Raw genomic sequence first — 18,238 nt, 5'->3', positions numbered from 1 at the left:
GCTTTGTTAGAAAAGGTCGAAGGCATTGTTATCCGAACGAGAGATTACGGAGAAACCCATAAGATTATAACGCTTTTTTCACGTGAAAAGGGGAAAATAGGGGTGATGGCACGAGGTGCTAAAAAACCTAAAAGCCGGACCTCTTCGGTAACCCAGCCCTTTATTCACGGGATGTATTTAATTCAAATAGGATCGGGACTGGGGTCATTGAGTCAGGGGGAAATGATTTCCTCCCTGCGCTCAATACGCGAAGATATTGTGAAAACCGCTTACGCCTCTTATCTGGCAGAACTTGTGGATAAGCTGATAGATGAAAAACAGCCGGATCCATTTATGTACGAACAATTTCTACAAACCCTGCTATGGATGAATGAGGGGAAAGATGCAGCTGTTTTGTCTATGATTTATGAACTTAAATTATTTAAAAAAGCCGGTTTTTCTCCAGTGGTGGATCATTGCATAAACTGTGGCAGCCAGGAAGGACCCTATTCCTTCTCCATTCTTGAGGGTGGACTCCTTTGTTATCGCTGCAAACACAAAGATCCAAACGCCTATGGCCTTCCAGATCCTCTGCCTAGATTATTACGTATCTTTGTACATATGGATGTCAAACGGCTGGGCCAGATTTCTATGAAAGAAAAGAATAAAAAGATATTGCGTTTAATTATGGATGAATATTATGATCAGTACGGTGGGTATTTAATTAAATCGAAGAAGTTTTTAAAACAATTAGATCTGTTTACATGATCTCGATTGACAATCGTTTATTTATTCAGTATGATTCAACTACTTAATAATACGTTGTGAAGAAGGAAAGTAGTAGCTGAGATCCAGACAATAAAGCGAGCTTGTGGTGGTGGAAGACAAGCGTCTTGGGTTCAGTGAAGGCAGTCCTGAGCAATTTACTTTAAAGTGGCTTTCCATGTGGAAAAGCAAGTAGGGTGGAACCGCGGGAATCCCGTCCCTATGTCTGATGAAGACATAGGGACGGGATTTTTATTTTTTCTTGAAAGGCTGCGACTTCGATTCACAAGAGGAGGAAGAAAATGAATATACAAGACATGATTCTTACATTGCAAAACCATTGGTCCGAGCAGGGGTGTTTATTGATGCAAGCCTATGATACGGAAAAAGGTGCGGGTACGATGTCTCCAATGACTCTGCTGAGAAGCCTTGGTCCAGAACCGTGGAACGTTGCTTACGTAGAGCCTTCTAGACGACCTGCAGACGGACGTTATGGACAAAATCCGAATCGTTTATATCAGCACCATCAATTCCAGGTCATTATGAAACCATCTCCTGATAACATTCAGGAACTTTACCTTGATTCCCTTCGTGCGTTAGGTATAGATCCGCTTAAGCACGATATTCGTTTTGTAGAAGACAACTGGGAGAACCCTACGCTTGGAGCGGCAGGTTTAGGTTGGGAAGTTTGGCTGGATGGTATGGAAATTACTCAGTTTACTTATTTCCAGCAAATTGGTGGACTTGAAGCACGTCCTGTATCTGCAGAGATTACTTATGGGCTTGAACGACTGGCTTCTTATATTCAAGATAAAGAAAACGTATTTGATTTAGAATGGACAAATGGAGTCACGGTAGGAGATATCTTTAGGCAGCCGGAATTTGAACATTCTACTTATACGTTTGAAGAATCAGATGAAGATATGCTTTTTACGTTATTTTCCACCTACGAGAAAGAGGCAGAAAGAATTATGGAAAAAGGCTTAGTATTCCCGGCCTATGACTATGTGCTGAAGTGCTCACATACTTTTAATCTTTTAGATGCCAAAGGAGTCATTAGCGTTACGGAACGTACAGGATACATTTCCCGAGTCCGAAACCTGGCAAGAAAAATTGCCAAAGCCTATGTGGAAGAAAGAGAACGACTAGGATTCCCGATGCTACCTAAGGAGGTTGAAGACCATGAGTAAAACGGTTTTATTTGAGCTTGGAGTAGAAGAACTCCCGGCTAGATTTATAGATGATGCCTTAGAACAATTAAAAGTAAAGACAGAAACGTGGTTCCGTGAGCAGCGGATTCCTTTTGGAGAAGTGAAAGGATTCGCTACTCCAAGGAGATTAGCAGTCCAAATAAGCAATGTAGCTGATAAGCAGCCTGATATCGAAGAAGAAGCCAAAGGCCCTGCTAAAAAAATTGCATTGGACGAAAATGGAGAATGGACAAAAGCAGCCATTGGTTTTTCCAAAGGACAAGGAAAAGATGTAGAAGATATATACTTCAAAGAAGTAAAGGGCACTGAATATGTACACGTAACGAAGTTTATTCAAGGAGAGGCAACGAAAGAATTACTTCAAGATTTTCGCTCTGTGTTTCTAAGTATTACCTTTTCCAAGAATATGCGCTGGGGAAGCTACGATCTAAGGTACGCCCGGCCTATTCGGTGGATGGTCGCCCTGTTCGGTGAAGAAATTATTCCTTTCACTATTGAAAACGTAACGACGGACCGGATCACATACGGCCATCGTTTCCTGGGTGATAAAGCCTCTCTTCGTTCAGCTGAGATCTATGAAGAAGTTTTAAACGACGAATATGTCATCAGTAATGTTACGAAGAGAAAAAATGCCATACGGGAGCAATTATTGAAGCTTGAAGAAGATAAAGGCTGGAAACTTATTATTGATGAGGATTTATTAATGGAAGTTACTCATCTGGTCGAATATCCAACGGTCTTTTTTGGAGTTTATAATGAAGAATTCCTGGACATACCAGAAGAAGCTTTAATTACATCAATGAAAGAACATCAGCGTTATTTCCCTGTTCGTTCTCAAGAAGGTTCTCTTCTTCCTTATTTTGTAGGAGTTCGAAATGGTGACGACAAACATTTAGATACGGTCTCCCGTGGAAATGAAAAAGTTTTAAAAGCGCGCTTAAAAGATGCCCAGTTCTTTTATGAAGAAGATCAAAAAGGTACGATTGATCAAAAAATGGAAAAGCTGTCACGAATGGTATATCAAGTTGAGCTTGGGACCCTTGCGGATAAAGTAAAGCGTATTAGAGCAATAGCAGGTAAAATCAGTGAGTGGCTTAACTTGAATGACTTAGAAAAGCAGCAAGCTGAACGAGCTGCTGAGATATGCAAATTTGATCTTGTTACCCAAATGGTTGATGAGTTTACGGAGCTCCAGGGAGTGATGGGAGAAAAGTATGCTCGTTTATTTGGAGAAGAGGAAGCTGTAGCGCGAGCTATTAATGAACATTATATGCCGAGGCAGGCTAACGGCGCTGTTCCTTCTTCAACAATCGGTTCGATTGTAAGTATAGCGGATAAGCTTGACACGATTGTAGGAAGCATCTCAATTGGTATCATTCCAACCGGTTCTCAGGACCCTTATGGGTTAAGGAGACAGGCACTTGGGGTTTTACAGACGTTACAGAGTCAGCAATGGAATATTCCTGTAGAGAAATTAATAGACCTTGTGCATCAATTCTATCGTGAATTAAATCTTCCAACACGTACAGAAGAAGAAGTGCATCAGGATTTACATGAATTCTTTAAACTTAGAGCTGCTTATCTATTAAGAGAGAAAGGCATTGATCCTGATGTCGTTGAAGCAACGCTTACGAATGGCGTGCAAAATTTCGCAGCAACCATTGAAAAAGCCAGGCTGCTTGTAGATAAACGTCAGGATCCTACTTTTAAATATATACATGAAGCATTAGGACGTGTGCTTAATCTCGCGAAAAAATCAGATGTCATGGAAGCAAAGCCGAAGTATTTTGAGAATGATTCAGAAGTTCGTTTATATGAAGCCTTTAAACTGGTCCACCCAGAGTATGTGCAAGCCATGCAGGAAGACCGTCCCGCTCAGGCATTAGAGAAGCTTTCTGAATTGGCTTCACCTATCCATGACTTCTTTGAAGGAACGATGGTTATGGCAGAAGATGAGAAGATTCGGAACAATCGATTAGGTTTATTAAGCCAAATTGCTACAGACATTAAAGAGTTTGCAGACTTAAATGCAATTGAATGGAAGCAGCAGTTCTAAGTCCCCTTCTTTTACCCGGTTATTAATATGGTCTATAATAATTAAATAGAATAGTATGTCACAGTGAGCAGGGTGGTGAAAGATTGGAACTCTCTAACCGACAAGAACAAATCATTCAAATAGTAAAAGACAATGGGCCAATAACGGGAGAAAATATAGCAGACCATTTGAGCCTTACAAGGGCTACTCTGCGTCCTGACCTTGCCATTCTAACAATGGCAGGTTTTTTGGACGCGAGACCCCGTGTTGGATATTTCTTTACTGGAAAAACGGGTTCTGAATTGTTAACGGAAAAGTTGAAAAAGTTTAAAGTCAAAGAGTATCAATCTATACCAATCGTGGTAGAAGAAGATGTATCGGCTTATGATGCCATCTGCACTATGTTTTTGGAGGATGTTGGTACATTATTTGTAACGAATGAGCTTGGACATTTGGTAGGTGTGCTTTCCAGAAAAGATCTTTTACGAGCAAGTATTGGTAATCAGGACTTGTCCTCGATTCCTGTTCATATTATTATGACACGGATGCCGAATATCACCATTTGTAAACCAGAGGATTTATTATTGGATGCCGCTCAAAAGCTTATAGAAAAGCAAATTGATGGTCTTCCAGTGGTTGAACCTGCTGAGAATGGATTAGAAGTAATTGGCAGGCTTACAAAAACCAACATAACAAAAGCCCTGGTTGAATTAGGATTAGATCAGCACCTATAAAGGAACAGACAGGAGGGAGAAAATGGGGAAACCATTGATTTACGTATTATCAGATTCTGTTGGGGAAACCGCAGAGCTTGTCGTGAAAGCAGCTCTTAGTCAGTTCGATGATGGTCCTTTTGATCTTCAGAGAATTCCGTATGTGGAGGATAAAGGTACAATTAATGAGGCTCTGGTTCAGGCGAAAGAACAGGGAGCCATGGTAGGGTTTACATTTGTCATCCCAGAATTCCGGACATATTTACTTGAGGAAGCAAAAAAGTATGATATTGAATGTGTGGATATAATGGGACCGATGATGGAATCTATGGAAAGGCACTTCAATTTAGAACCTCGCCTTGAACCCGGACTTGTTCATAAATTGGATGAAGATTACTTCAAGAGAGTAGAAGCAATTGAATTTGCAGTACGCTACGACGATGGAAGAGACCCTCGAGGAATCGCTAAAGCGGATATTGTGTTGATAGGTGTATCGAGAACTTCTAAAACTCCCCTCTCCCAATATTTAGCTCACAAACGATTAAAGGTAGCTAATGTTCCCATTGTACCCGAGGTTGAGCCACCAGCGGAACTGTATCGAGTGGACCCTGATAAATGTATCGGATTAAAGATTAGCGCAGAGAAATTAAATGATATCAGAAAAGAGCGCTTAAAATCCCTGGGGCTTGGAGCGCAAGCCAGTTATGCAAATATGAATAGAATTCATCAGGAAATTGAACATTTTAATCGTGTAGTAGATCGGATCGGCTGCCATGTTATTGATGTATCCAATAAAGCTGTTGAAGAGACGGCGAATGTGATTACGAATAAATTAAGGCAAGATTCCCAAGAATAGTACCAATACTTAAGGTCGCGCTATGATTAAGCGCGACTTTTGTTGGGAAGGATGAAAATAGGTAAAATAGTATATAGCGTAAATCTGTAGAATGTATTATAATGTTTATTTGCGGTAAAAATGATCCTATACATGTAAACAGCAGGTAATTAGATTTTACTAAAAGAGTTAAGTGAGCACTTTTCAGAAAAATAAAACATTCTAAAATTAGAAGGATTCTATGTATTATTGTAGAAGTACAGTAACTATGTCAAATTCAAATCAAAATCTGAAAATATGGGTAGACGCAGACAGTTGTCCGGTTCAACAGGAAATTTATAATGTGTGCAGGAAACATGGAGTTAAACCCATTTTTATAGCTACTGTTAATCATTATAGCCCTGAGAAGGCAGAAGAAGGGTGGATTTTTTTAGATCATGGGTCTCAAGCAGTAGATCTTTACATTCTCAACCACGTTGCTGCATCTGATTATGTAATAACTCAGGATCTGTCTTTAGCTGTACTATTGACAACAAGAGGGGTTTATGTTCTAACTCCTAGAGGTAAACTAATCAAAGATGCTGATGCAGATGAAATAATGAATAATAAGTACTTGAGGCAGCAGTCCATGAAGAAAAATAAAAAGTGGAAAGGTCCTTCCGCTTTTAAAAAAGAAGATCGTGAGTATTTTCAGCATGTATTTGAAAATTTGTTAGCTGCTCAGGAAGGTATTCAATAGTCTATCTCGAATAATTGTTTAGTATGGTGATGCGTATGGCTGGGCATATTCCAGAGGAAAAAGTAGATGAAATCCGCCAATCCACAGACATCGTGGATATTATTGGTGACTATGTAGAATTAAAAAAACAGGGTAGAAATTATTTTGGTTTGTGTCCTTTTCATGGAGAAAGCACTCCTTCTTTTTCCGTTTCTGCTGATAAGCAAATTTTCCATTGCTTTGGATGTGGAAAGGGAGGGAATGTATATACCTTCCTTATGGAAATGGAAGGCTTCAACTTCATACAGGCTATTAAACAACTGGCGGGCCAGGCACAAATAGATTTGCCTGAGGAAGCTTCCCAAGAGGGTTCTTCACAAATAAGCACTGAATCTCAAAGTATATTAGAAGCTCATCAATGGCTTGCAAAGTTGTACCATCATATGCTTCTGAATTCAAAAGAAGGTCAGGATGCTTATCAGTATTTAATCGACCGGGGATTTAGTGAGGAAACGATTAAAAAATATCAAATTGGATATTCACCGAATTCCAAAGAATTTGTGGTCACTTTCCTTGAGAAAAAAGGTTTTCATCCACAAACGATGGTGAAAGCAGGGTTATTAAATGTAAATGATCAGGGAGAATATGCCGATCGTTTTAGAGGTAGATTAATTTTTCCACTGCGCAACCACTTAGGTAAAACGGTGGCATTTGCCGGTCGTTCACTGGGTCATCAAGAACCTAAGTATTTGAATAGTCCGGAAACGGAACTCTTTCAAAAAAACAGGCTGCTTTACAACTTTGACCTGGCAAGAGCGGCAATTCGTAAACAGAAGTCCGTGATCTTATTTGAAGGATATGTTGATGTAATTTCTGCTGACCAGGCGGGCGTTCACAATGTAGTAGGCACGATGGGAACTTCTATCTCTAGCTCCCAGGCTAATCTTCTCAAACGTTATGTGGATCAGGTTATCATATGCTATGACGGAGATCAGCCAGGCGTAGAAGCTGCGATGAAGGCTGGCCGACTGCTGAAAAACACTGGGTGTCAAACATTCGTAGCCAGAGTTCCGGATGGTTTAGACCCAGATGATTTTATTCAAAAGCATGGTGGAGAGCGCTTTAAGAGAGAAGTTTTGGATACGAGTGACACGTTCATAGCTTTTATCATGAGCTATCTGCGGAGAGATTATAATCTCCAGTTGGAAGGAGATCGAATCGCTTATATCGAAAAGGTACTACAGGAGGTCGCTCTCCTCGACCGGGCAGTAGAGAGGGAGCATTATTTAAATGAACTGGCCTCAGAGTTTCAGATGTCTGTGGATACTCTTAAAGAAGAAGTCCACCACATCAGAGGTAAAAACACATTTAAACAGGATAACAAAGAACAAAACCGATATACTAACCGTACAAGTCAGTATTCCATTCAGAATAAACTCCTGCCGGCTTTTCATAATGCGGAAAGAAAGTTAATCGCCTATATGCTAAGAGATCCTTTCATAGCTGAGAAAGTTCAAGAGGAACTAGGTGGAGCATTTAATATTTCAGACCATCAGGTTATAGTCACCTATCTGTATGCTTACTATGAAGATGGTAATCAGTCAGATGTGAGTCAGTTTGTGGAAAAACTTGATGATCCTGCTCTGAAAAATCTAGTAATTGAATTGGCTATGGCACCGGTTAGTGAAGAGGTGTCTGATCAGGAAATCCATGATTACATTTTTAGGATTAAAGCTGAACATAGTGACCGTACGGATATAAAAACCTTAGAAGATGATTTAAAACGGGCAGAGCAGCAAAATGAACCAATTAAAGCTGCTGAAATTGCTATGAAGATCATTGAGAAGAAAAAAGAATTAAAAAACACCTAGGTATAGTTGGTATAGATACGTTGGAAGGAGGGGGACTTATGGCGGATAATAAGCAACAACAGCCATCACGTTCTAAAGAAAAGGAAAGTAATAGTAACAATACGAATGAAATGACACTTGAACAAGCAAAAGATCAGGTGTTGGAAATAGGGAAAAAGCGAGGAGTACTTGCTTACGAGGAAGTAGCAGAAAAGTTATCAAGCTTTGAGTTAGACTCTGATCAAATGGACGAATTTTATGAGCATTTGAATGAACAGGGTGTTGAAGTAATTGGTGACTCCGAAACTGACCCTAGTATGAAACAATTAGATAAAGAAGAAGAGTTTGACCTTAACGACTTAAGCGTACCTCCAGGTGTCAAAATCAATGATCCCGTTCGAATGTATCTAAAAGAAATCGGACGTGTAAACCTCTTATCTGCTAAAGATGAAATCACTCTTGCTCAGAGAATTGAAAATGGTAATGAAGAAGCTAAGAGAGATCTAGCTGAAGCTAACTTGCGTCTAGTTGTAAGTATCGCTAAAAGATATGTAGGCCGAGGCATGCTTTTTCTTGATTTAATTCAAGAAGGGAATATGGGTCTCATCAAAGCCGTAGAGAAGTTTGATTATCGTAAAGGTTATAAATTCAGTACGTATGCTACCTGGTGGATCAGACAGGCCATTACGCGCGCAATTGCAGACCAGGCTCGTACCATTCGTATTCCTGTCCACATGGTTGAGACTATTAATAAACTTATTAGAGTACAGCGTCAGCTTTTACAAGACCTTGGACGCGAGCCTACTCCAGAGGAAATCGCTCAGGATATGGAACTCACACCGGACAAAGTACGGGAAATCCTTAAAATTGCTCAGGAACCAGTATCGCTTGAAACGCCTATTGGGGAAGAAGATGACTCCCATCTTGGTGATTTTATTGAAGATCAGGAAGCCACATCCCCTTCCGACCATGCGGCCTATGAACTCTTGAAAGAGCAATTGGAAGACGTTCTAGATACACTTACGGATCGAGAAGAAAATGTATTACGTTTAAGATTTGGATTAGACGATGGACGAACGCGTACGCTTGAAGAAGTAGGGAAAGTGTTTGGGGTAACGCGAGAGAGAATCCGTCAAATTGAAGCAAAAGCGCTTCGCAAGTTGAGACATCCAAGCCGTAGTAAACGTCTGAAAGACTTTATGGAATAAAAAGATGTTATGACTCAGGTATCCATCGGCTGCATAGTGCTTAGATGGTGCCTGAGTTTTTTAATTCTCTAACTGGCGGGGGATACTGTGTATGAAAGAAAATCGTATAGAAACCATTGTTAATGAAATCCATTATTGGAAAGAACATCGACTACTTCCAGGCGAATATTGCGATTTTCTGTTAGCTCTTTACACGCAGGGGCAAAAAGACAGCAGCGACAGAGAGATAGAGTTCAATAACTCTAAAAGAAATGTACTCACGCTGATGTTTTCACTTTTAACCCTTATTTTGTTACCCCTTTCATTTCTTGTCATTTATTTTACTGAAATGAACCTCATATTGCAAACAGGGCTTTTGTCGACTTTTGTTTTCACTGCTTTTCTAGCTCTCCGGCATGTAATAGGTACCTACCCTGTACTTTACCATTTTCCATTAATTACAGGTTTGCTTGTATGCTTACTGCTTTTCTTAAACTTGGTTTCCACCCTCTCAATCAACTCTCAATGGATATATGGAATGGCGAGCATTCATTGTATCCTATGGATGGGGATCGGTGTACGATGGAGAATTCATTATCTAATGATATCGAGTGTTATAGGGATCCTTTTCCTTTTTATAGCTGTTGTTTTGTAACTTTTCACAAGTTATCTCTTTAATAAGTGGAACTTTTCAAGTAAAATAAATATAGCCGAATGGATTTGCCCATACTAACTTAAGGAATACATAAGGAGGATGCAACTAATGAGAAGAAACCCTGTGATTCCATTTGCTATTATCGCTGTCTTAGGTATAGTAGCTATGATCATCGTTTCTGCTGCAGGGATTAACCAGCGTGAAGCGATTCAGAATGAAGAAGAAAACGGTGGAGAACAACAACAGGAAGAAACAACGAATGCCAATCCGGAAGAAATGTTTCAGTCACAATGTGCCAGCTGTCACGGTGGAAACTTAGAAGGCGGGACAGGGCCAAACCTAACAGAAGTAGGCAGTCGTTATTCTGCTGAAGAAATTCAGGATATTATCGTGAATGGTAAAGGTTCTGCGATGCCAGCGGGTCTTTACACAGGTGAAAAGGCTGCAGCACTGGCGAAATGGTTAGCAGAAAAGAAATAGTTACTTATACTTGGAAAGCTTTCTGTGACAATCAGAAAGCTTTTCTTTATTATGAGAGGGAAGAGAGAATATGAATGTTAATCAGTTATCCAAACGGCTCACCCATGTAGCCGAAAATTTACCTAAGGGTGCTTTTTTTGCCGATATCGGCTCGGACCATGCTTATCTTCCGTGCTATGTTTGTTTGAATGATCCCTCCGCTCAGGCAATAGCAGGGGAAGTCAATCAAGGGCCTTACACTAGTGCGTTGAAAGAAGTGAAAGATCGTGGTTTGGAAGATCGGATAGATGTTCGCCTGGGGGATGGTTTACAGGTTTTAAAGGAGAATGAAGTCCACCAGATCGTTATCGCGGGAATGGGAGGCCCCCTAATAAGGGATATATTAGAAAGAGGTAAGGAGAAGCTTTCCGAAACCGAGCGAATTATAGCTCAGCCTAATATAGATGCTCCTTCAGTAAGGCGTTGGTTTTTTCAAAATGGTTATGACTTAGTGGATGAATTAATATTGGAAGAAAACGGTCACATATATGAAATTCTAGTAGGTGACAGAGGGGAGCCCGCTGCCTCTTATGATTCTTCACATGTGGAGAAACAATTGTGGCTTGGTCCTCATCTTCTGAAAAAAGCTGAAAGGGCATTTAACACAAAGTGTAAATCGGAACTTGAGAAAAAAGAGTATGTTCTGTCTCAAGTTAAGCAGGCTACAGTGGTAAATGAAGATAAAATTACCCAGTTACAAAAAGAGATTAGTTGGTTAAAGGAGGTACTTGAATAATGACGAATCGAACGATCTCAGCAAGTGAAATTATCCAGTCGTTTGAAAATTGGTCTCCAAAGCACCTGGCTTTTGATTGGGATAATGTCGGACTTCAGGTCGGTACACTGAATAAACCAGTAAAGAAAGTAATGGTAACTCTTGACGTACTTGAGAATGTTGTAGACGAGGCTATTGGAAAGCAAGTTGATTTGATTATTGCTCATCACCCTTTGTTATTTGTAAAGTTGCATCAAATTAATTTTGACACCCCTAAAGGAAGAGTCATTCAAAAACTTATCAAACATGACATTACAGTGTACGCAGCGCATACTAATCTTGATGTAGCAGCAGGCGGAGTAAACGATGTGATGGCAGAAGCTATTGGTCTTGAGGATACCTCTCCATTAGTGACAACGGGGCAAGATGAACTGGTTAAACTGACCGTTTTTGTACCTGAAGACCATGCGGAAGAAGTAAGGAATTCTATCAGCGAGGCAGGGGCTGGTCATATAGGACAGTACAGCCATTGTACGTATCAGTTATCGGGTCAAGGTACCTTTAAGCCTCAAGAAGGCTCAAATCCCTACATCGGCCACGTCGACGATCTTGAGATTGTGGAGGAGAAACGAATAGAAACCATTGTACCTAAATCAAAATTAAATGGTGTTCTGGCTGCAATGGAGAAAGCTCATCCTTATGAGGAAGTCGCTTATGATCTTTATCCTCTTTTAAATCAAGGAGAAGATAAAGGTGTGGGACGTATTGGCCACTTAAAGGAACCGATGGAGTTGAAGGAGTTGTGTGAAAAAGTAAAAGAAAAATACAATGTCCCTGCTGTACGGATGACGGGGGAAGGTTCAAAAATGATCAAAAAAGCTGCTCTTCTCGGGGGCAGTGGAGAAAAATATATCCATGCAGCAAAAGCGAACGGAGCGGATGTTTATATTACAGGGGATATGACTTTTCATGCAGCTCAAGATGCTATGGAAATGGGACTTTCATTGATCGATCCGGGCCACCATGTAGAAAAGATAGTCTGTGCTGAGATCAAGAAATACTTAGAAGATAAATGGCAGCAGCGTATATCCGTTATTCTTTCTGAATCCAATACTGAACCTTTTACTTTTGTGTAGAGAGGTCAGGGTGCGTTCGTTCAATGAATAGTTTAAGAATACGCCACAATGATAATTTTAAAAAACAAGCACCTGATTGATCAAAAATCAGTTTCGAACCATTGGTAGGAAGTAAAGTTTAAAGCTAAAGATATAAAAATGTGCGGACATTATATGTCCGCACAGCTTGTCAGATCGTTTATTCTTTTACTTGGCTTTTCTTTTTAGTTTTCACACGCGGCAGAATCTTTTTCTGTTCCACTTTGGATTCGCGAATCCAAGTGTCCACGTCATTTAAGTCATATTGTTCAATGAATTTTATAACTTCTTTAGTTATTGGCGTGGGGGTGGAAGCACCTGCTGTAACGGCTACTTTCTGAACGCCTTCCAGCCAATCCAGGTCGATTTCGGTCACATCACTTATCCGATATGCCTGGGTACCTGCTTTTTCCATGGATACTTGAGCTAAGCGGTTTGAATTATTACTTTTAGGATCTCCAACTACTAATGTAAGATCAGCTTCCTTGGCTTGTTCAGAAACAGCTTCCTGACGAACCTGAGTAGCCATACAAATTTCCTGATGTTTTTCCAGCTGAGGATACTTTTCTTTCGCTTTTTCCATCACATCATAAACATCCCATTGACTCATGGTTGTCTGGTTAGTAACCATTAATTTATCGTGATCGATGTTAAGATTGTCTACATCTTCTTCCGTTTGGACAAGATGGACTTTACCTGGAGCAACACCCATGGCCCCTTCAGGTTCAGGGTGGCCTTTTTTACCGACATAAATAATTTCGTAGCCTTCAGCTACCTTGTCCCGGATTAAATTATGCGTGTTTGTCACGTCGGGACAAGTTGCATCAAGAGCAGTAAGACCTTTCTCTTTAGCACGCTCTTTAACTTCAGGTGATACTCCGTGAGCTGTGAAAATAACTGTACCCTCGTTAATTCCGTCCAGAAGATCCATGCGGTTATTACCGTCAACGGTAATAATGCCTTCGTCTTCAAAAGCTTGAGTAACATGGGAGTTGTGTACAATCATTCCTAAGATATATATAGGGCGGGGCAGGTTCGGGTCTTTTGCTGCATTCTGTGCAATGACCATGGCATCCACCACACCGTAACAATAACCGCGAGGGGCGATTTTAATGACTTCCATTATTTAAAGTCCTCCTCTTTATCCAATCCAATTGAATACTTTTACTTTACCATCCTTTATTATAAAGGCTAAGTGGAAAGAAGACAAAGAATCTTGTCGCAGGTTGTCCTGTTATCGTGCATTTCTTCCCTGGCTCTATTATAATGGGATGAGAACATTTTACACTAAAGGAGTACAAAACATAATGAGTACACATAAATTTGAAGAATTTGCTATTACCCCTGTAATCAGCCAGATTATTGGGGAACTTGGTTTTCATGAACCTACACCCATACAGCGCGAAGTCATGCCTGCTGCTTTACGAGGTGAGAGCCTGATTGGACAATCACATACTGGCTCTGGAAAAACGCACGCTTATCTATTATCATTGCTCAACAAAATTGATGAGAATTCTTCCAACGTTCAATTTGTTATTACAGCTCCCACAAGGGAACTGGCTATTCAAATCCATGAAGAAGTAAAGAAAGCTATTCAATTCGGTGGAAAAGAGAAGATTTGGCGCTCTAAGCTGCTAATTGGAGGTACGGACAAGCAAAAGATGGTGGATAAACTATCTTCTCTCCCTCCTCATATTATTGTGGGAACGCCGGGAAGAATTCTGGATATGGTGAAAGAAGAAGCTGTAGATTTGCATCAAGCCAAAGGGTTTGTGCTGGATGAGGCTGATTTGATGCTTGATTTAGGTTTTATTGAAGACGTAGATCAGATTTTAATTCGTATGGATCCTGATGTTCAAATGTTAGTCTTCTCGGCTACAATCCCTGAGCGCTTGCAGCCGTTCCTCAAAAAATATCTAACTAACCCCTCCCTTATTCAGATCGAAGATGATAAACCATCACCTGAGTCTATGGAGCACCGATTAGTTCCTTTACGTCACAAGAATCCGGCCGATATCATTATGGATATATCCGAAGCTATTCAGCCTTATCTTGCTATTATCTTTACAAATGGCAAAGGCCATGCCGATGAATTAGCGGATGCTTTGCTCAGTCGCGGCCTGGAAGTGGGTATTCTTCATGGAGGCTTATCACCAAGAGAGCGGAAAAGGATGCTTAAAGAACTTCAAAATTTACGATACCAGTATATCGTAGCGACTGACTTAGCTTCTCGTGGAATCGATATTCAGGGAGTCAGTCATGTCATCAATGCTCAGATGCCTAAAGAAGAAGAATTTTATATCCACCGTGTAGGTAGAACTGCTCGTGCCGGCTTGCAGGGAACTGCCATTAATCTATATAAGGAAGGAGATCTTCCCTTAATCCAGAAACTTGAAAGCAGAGGGCTCACTTTTAATTTCTATGAAGTGAAAAATGGAGAATGGAAAGAAGTTAATTCCTATAATGAACGCCAGACAAGAGAGAGAAAAGAAACAGATCTTGAGAAGAAAGCAAGACAAATGGTTCGTAAACCGAAAAAAGTGAAACCAGGCTACAAGAAGAAAATGAAGAAAAAGGCTGATAAAAATTTGAAAGGCCTTAAAAGAAATCAATATCGCAAAAAATAGGCATCAGGAAAGGAGTTTTAATTTGAAACTGGGGTCGCATGTTTCAATGAAAGGGAAAAAGATGCTCCTTGGAGCAAGTGAAGAGGCTGCATCTTATGGTTCTGGTACATTTATGATTTATACGGGAGCGCCTCAAAACACAAGGAGACGTCCTATAGAAGAATTAAATATTGAAGCTGGGCAGGAGCATATGAAATCACATAATATCTCAGATATTGTTGTTCATGCTCCGTATATCATTAATATCGGTAATACAACTAAGCCTGAAACTTTCCAATTAGGTGTAGACTTCCTTCGAAATGAAATCGAACGTACAGAGGCTATAGGAGCAAAGCAAATTGTACTGCATCCTGGCTCTCACGTAGGACAGGGGCTGGAGAAAGGGCTTCCTAAGATTATCGAGGGTTTGAATGAAGTGCTTCATAAAAACCAGGATGCCCAAATAGCGCTCGAGACAATGGCTGGCAAAGGATCTGAAATCGGTCGGAATTTTGAAGAGATAGCCAAGATTATAGATGGTGTCACATTGAATGAGAAATTATCCGTATGTATGGATACTTGTCACATTCATGATGCTGGTTATAACGTCGTTGAAGATTTCGATGGAGTACTGAATGAGTTCGATAAAGTTGTAGGTCTGGACCGGTTAAAAGTCGTACATGTGAATGACAGTAAAAATGTAAAAGGTGCTCAAAAAGACCGCCACGAGAACATTGGTTTTGGACATATTGGTTTTAAAGCCTTACACCAGGTAGTCCATCATCCTTCCTTAAAGGATTTGCCTAAGATCCTTGAAACACCTTATGTAGGGGAAGATAAGAAAAATAAAAAGCCTCCCTATGGATTTGAAATTGAAATGTTTAAAGAAGGAAATTTTGATGAAGAATTAAAGGATAAAATAATGAAGCAATAAAAAAAGGTGCATGTGCACCTTTTTTTATTTTAGGTATCATTTTTTGCGGCCATGTATTCTGCAGCGGGCTTCAAATGACTACTTTTAAACCAAGAAATAATCATGCGGGCAATTAGGGTCACAGGAGTTAATTCAATGATCAGGTTATCTTGTCATTACTTTAACCAATGAGCCACACCGTGCTCTTTAGCCAGTTCCATTAGAAGGCGATTCACAGAGCGAGCTGTGTCTTTGGAAGTAATGGCAGCAAGTTTAGTTAACATTCGTTTGCGTCCATTGGGCTCAAAAGGGTTTTCCTTATTTTTTCTAAGAGCTTTAACGATTAATTCAGCTTCAGACTTTGATATAGGGATTGTGTATTGCTTACTGTAAGACATTAAGTCATGAACTGTCAGCTGTTTTAACTTTTGCATAACAAATTGTTGAGCTACTTGTTTCATTATTTATACTCCCTTTCGCAGCAATGGTTTACTACACCATATGAATTAAAAGGGGAGAATGTGTTAAGTAAGGATATTAGATATGTCAGAAAATCCCTCGTTAACAAAAGCGATTATGGAACATACTAAACGTGATTCTCCAAACAGAAAGTGAGGGTATCCGTATGTATGATCCGAAAAATCCTGTTGAGAATCAGGAAACAGAGAAAGCTCCAGAGCATGGTGATGAATTGGAGCAAGTGCATGAGAATGACCAGCAACCAGTTAATGATCATGGACGCGGTCCTTATCAGCCAGTATATGGGGAAAGTTATGAAGAAGAATATGCCCAGGAAGCGGCAGTAGCGCCTATAGATGAACCTTTTCAAACTGAAGAAAAAGAGACGACCATGGAAAGTGATGTAAAAGTAGGTATGGGTTGGTTGGGGCTGAGTGCCGCCATTCTTTCCTTTTTCTTTGCTCCCCTCATATTAGGTGCCGCTGGCATTGTATTAGGGATTATAGGAAAACGGCGTGGAGCTGATACGCTAGGGAACATGGCGATTATTATCAGTATTGTATCCATTGCGTTTTCCATATTCTTTGCTCCCATCTATAATCTGATCTAATTTCAGATAAAAAAAAGGTGGACCGCTATGGTCCACCTTTTTTTATGCTTTTTGCTCTAATTTTTCTTTTTCGATACGCTGTTTCTCATAATGCTCTTCGGCGAGTTTATCGACTTCTTTTTTGAGTTCTTCCACCATAATATCTTCAGGAACCTTCCTGATAATCTCTCCATGGCGGAACAGAAGACCTTCTCCTCGTGCACCCGCGATACCTATATCTGCTTCTCGTGCTTCACCAGGGCCATTCACAGCACAGCCTAATACGGCAACTTTAATAGGGGCTTTGATAGTTTGGATATATTCTTCAACTTCGTTTGCAATAGAGATTAAATCGATTTCGATACGTCCGCAAGTTGGACAGGAAATTAAGGTAGCCGCATTTGCAGCAAGCCCGAATGATTTAAGCAGTTCTTTAGCAGCTTTTACCTCTTCGACCGGGTCAGCACTAAGGCTGATGCGTAGCGTGCTTCCAATTCCTTTACTCAAAATAGCGCCTAGACCTGCCGCACTCTTTATTGTACCTGCATATAGAGTGCCTGATTCAGTTATACCCAAGTGAATCGGGTACGAGAATGCTTGAGCAGCTTTTTCATAAGCTTCAATGGCTAAGTGTACATCTGAAGCTTTCAATGAAACGACGATGTCATGAAAATCTAGATCCTCTAGAATTTTAATGTGGTGCAGGGCACTTTCAACCATACCGTCTGCAGTTGGGTATCCATACTTTTCAAGGATATGTCTTTCTAAGGAACCGGCATTAACTCCAATGCGAATAGGGATTCCTTTCTCTTTAGCAGCATTTACCACCGCTTCAACTTTTTCTCGTTTACCAATGTTTCCAGGGTTGATACGGATTTTATCTGCACCGCCCTCAATTGCTTTCAGGGCTTTTCTATAATCAAAGTGAATATCGACAACCAGCGGTATGTTGATACGCTTTTTAATTTCAGGTATAGCGTCTGCTGCACGGTCATCAGGACATGCAACACGTACGACTTGGCAGCCCGCTTCTTCTAAACGTTTAATTTCGGCTACAGTAGCTTCAACATCGTGCGTTTTGGTAGTAGTCATGGATTGAATAACGACTTCATCAGCTCCGCCGATGGTCACGTCACCTACTTTTACAGGGCGTGTATCTTTTCTGTGGGTAATTGCCATTTTCAAATCGCTCCTTTATATACTTACAAAAAAGGTGTGCTTCTTAACATTCCAACCTTTATTATAAGGGCTTTTAACTTAAATGAGAAGTCAAGTCACTTAAATACAGCCACTCCACATGTAAAACTATTGTAAATGCTTCTATTTTACATATCC

The 18,238-nt window shown here is 40.3% G+C and carries 18 protein-coding genes; 15 read left to right on the top strand and 3 right to left on the bottom strand.

What is annotated here, in order from left to right; all coding sequences use genetic code 11:
• Positions 1-3 precede the first annotated feature (3 nt).
• The 12 genes from recO to HBHAL_RS12430 all read left to right on the top strand — a co-directional run bounded on the left by recO (position 4) and on the right by HBHAL_RS12430 (position 12,318).
• Positions 4-747 (top strand): DNA repair protein RecO, encoded by a 744-nt coding sequence (gene recO / locus HBHAL_RS12485; protein WP_014643790.1) that lies wholly within the window; start codon positions 4-6, stop codon positions 745-747.
• Positions 748-1,046: 299 nt separating this feature from the next.
• Positions 1,047-1,934, top strand: coding sequence for a glycine--tRNA ligase subunit alpha (glyQ, locus tag HBHAL_RS12480; protein ID WP_014643788.1), 888 nt, complete (start codon positions 1,047-1,049; stop codon positions 1,932-1,934).
• On the top strand, positions 1,927-4,011 hold the full coding sequence (gene glyS, locus HBHAL_RS12475; protein WP_014643787.1) for a glycine--tRNA ligase subunit beta: 2,085 nt from the start codon (positions 1,927-1,929) through the stop codon (positions 4,009-4,011). The genes glyQ and glyS overlap by 8 nt, the downstream gene beginning before the upstream one ends.
• 83 nt (positions 4,012-4,094) lie before the next feature.
• Positions 4,095-4,724, top strand: a complete 630-nt coding sequence (locus HBHAL_RS12470; protein ID WP_014643786.1) for a helix-turn-helix transcriptional regulator — start codon at positions 4,095-4,097, stop codon at positions 4,722-4,724.
• A 22-nt stretch (positions 4,725-4,746) separates the two neighbouring features.
• Complete coding sequence (locus tag HBHAL_RS12465) at positions 4,747-5,559, top strand: pyruvate, water dikinase regulatory protein (protein ID WP_014643785.1); 813 nt, start codon at positions 4,747-4,749, stop codon at positions 5,557-5,559.
• Between the two features lie 247 nt (positions 5,560-5,806).
• Positions 5,807-6,277: a YaiI/YqxD family protein gene (locus HBHAL_RS12460; protein WP_041601365.1), complete on the top strand. Its 471-nt coding sequence runs from the start codon at positions 5,807-5,809 to the stop codon at positions 6,275-6,277.
• A gap of 35 nt (positions 6,278-6,312) precedes the next feature.
• Positions 6,313-8,127, top strand: a complete 1,815-nt coding sequence (gene dnaG, locus HBHAL_RS12455) for a DNA primase (RefSeq protein WP_014643783.1) — start codon at positions 6,313-6,315, stop codon at positions 8,125-8,127.
• Positions 8,128-8,165: 38 nt separating this feature from the next.
• The gene (gene rpoD, locus HBHAL_RS12450; RefSeq protein ID WP_014643782.1) at positions 8,166-9,314 is read left to right on the top strand and encodes an RNA polymerase sigma factor RpoD; all 1,149 of its coding nucleotides are present in this window, start codon (positions 8,166-8,168) and stop codon (positions 9,312-9,314) included.
• A 91-nt stretch (positions 9,315-9,405) separates the two neighbouring features.
• Positions 9,406-9,948 carry a hypothetical protein gene (locus tag HBHAL_RS12445; RefSeq protein WP_041601364.1) on the top strand — a complete coding sequence of 181 codons (543 nt, stop codon included), beginning with the start codon at positions 9,406-9,408 and terminating at the stop codon, positions 9,946-9,948.
• A 108-nt stretch (positions 9,949-10,056) separates the two neighbouring features.
• Positions 10,057-10,428 (top strand): cytochrome c550, encoded by a 372-nt coding sequence (gene cccA, locus HBHAL_RS12440; RefSeq protein ID WP_014643781.1) that lies wholly within the window; start codon positions 10,057-10,059, stop codon positions 10,426-10,428.
• 70 nt (positions 10,429-10,498) lie between these two features.
• Positions 10,499-11,203, top strand: a complete 705-nt coding sequence (locus tag HBHAL_RS12435; protein ID WP_014643780.1) for a tRNA (adenine(22)-N(1))-methyltransferase — start codon at positions 10,499-10,501, stop codon at positions 11,201-11,203.
• Positions 11,203-12,318 (top strand): Nif3-like dinuclear metal center hexameric protein, encoded by a 1,116-nt coding sequence (locus HBHAL_RS12430; protein WP_014643779.1) that lies wholly within the window; start codon positions 11,203-11,205, stop codon positions 12,316-12,318. The genes HBHAL_RS12435 and HBHAL_RS12430 overlap by 1 nt, the downstream gene beginning before the upstream one ends.
• Positions 12,319-12,496: 178 nt before the next feature.
• Here the strand turns inward: HBHAL_RS12430 and HBHAL_RS12425 are convergent, their stop codons facing one another.
• Positions 12,497-13,459, bottom strand: a complete 963-nt coding sequence (locus tag HBHAL_RS12425; RefSeq protein WP_014643778.1) for a 4-hydroxy-3-methylbut-2-enyl diphosphate reductase — start codon at positions 13,457-13,459, stop codon at positions 12,497-12,499.
• 184 nt (positions 13,460-13,643) lie between these two features.
• On the opposite strand from HBHAL_RS12425, the gene HBHAL_RS12420 reads away from it, so the two are divergent.
• Positions 13,644-14,963, top strand: coding sequence for a DEAD/DEAH box helicase (locus HBHAL_RS12420; RefSeq protein WP_014643777.1), 1,320 nt, complete (start codon positions 13,644-13,646; stop codon positions 14,961-14,963).
• Positions 14,964-14,985: 22 nt separating this feature from the next.
• Positions 14,986-15,876, top strand: a complete 891-nt coding sequence (locus HBHAL_RS12415; protein WP_223254200.1) for a deoxyribonuclease IV — start codon at positions 14,986-14,988, stop codon at positions 15,874-15,876.
• 155 nt (positions 15,877-16,031) lie between these two features.
• Here HBHAL_RS12415 and HBHAL_RS12410 read toward each other — a convergent pair whose 3' ends face one another.
• Positions 16,032-16,316, bottom strand: a complete 285-nt coding sequence (locus HBHAL_RS12410; RefSeq protein ID WP_014643775.1) for a DUF2624 domain-containing protein — start codon at positions 16,314-16,316, stop codon at positions 16,032-16,034.
• Between the two features lie 164 nt (positions 16,317-16,480).
• On the opposite strand from HBHAL_RS12410, the gene HBHAL_RS12405 reads away from it, so the two are divergent.
• The gene (locus HBHAL_RS12405) at positions 16,481-16,924 is read left to right on the top strand and encodes a hypothetical protein (RefSeq protein ID WP_014643774.1); all 444 of its coding nucleotides are present in this window, start codon (positions 16,481-16,483) and stop codon (positions 16,922-16,924) included.
• Between the two features lie 42 nt (positions 16,925-16,966).
• Here HBHAL_RS12405 and ispG read toward each other — a convergent pair whose 3' ends face one another.
• On the bottom strand, positions 16,967-18,076 hold the full coding sequence (gene ispG / locus HBHAL_RS12400; RefSeq protein ID WP_173380449.1) for a flavodoxin-dependent (E)-4-hydroxy-3-methylbut-2-enyl-diphosphate synthase: 1,110 nt from the start codon (positions 18,074-18,076) through the stop codon (positions 16,967-16,969).
• Positions 18,077-18,238 lie beyond the last annotated feature (162 nt).

This window comes from Halobacillus halophilus DSM 2266, from assembly GCF_000284515.1.
GTDB lineage: Bacteria > Bacillota > Bacilli > Bacillales > Halobacillaceae > Halobacillus > Halobacillus halophilus.
This window is presented reverse-complemented; position numbering and strand designations above follow the sequence as displayed.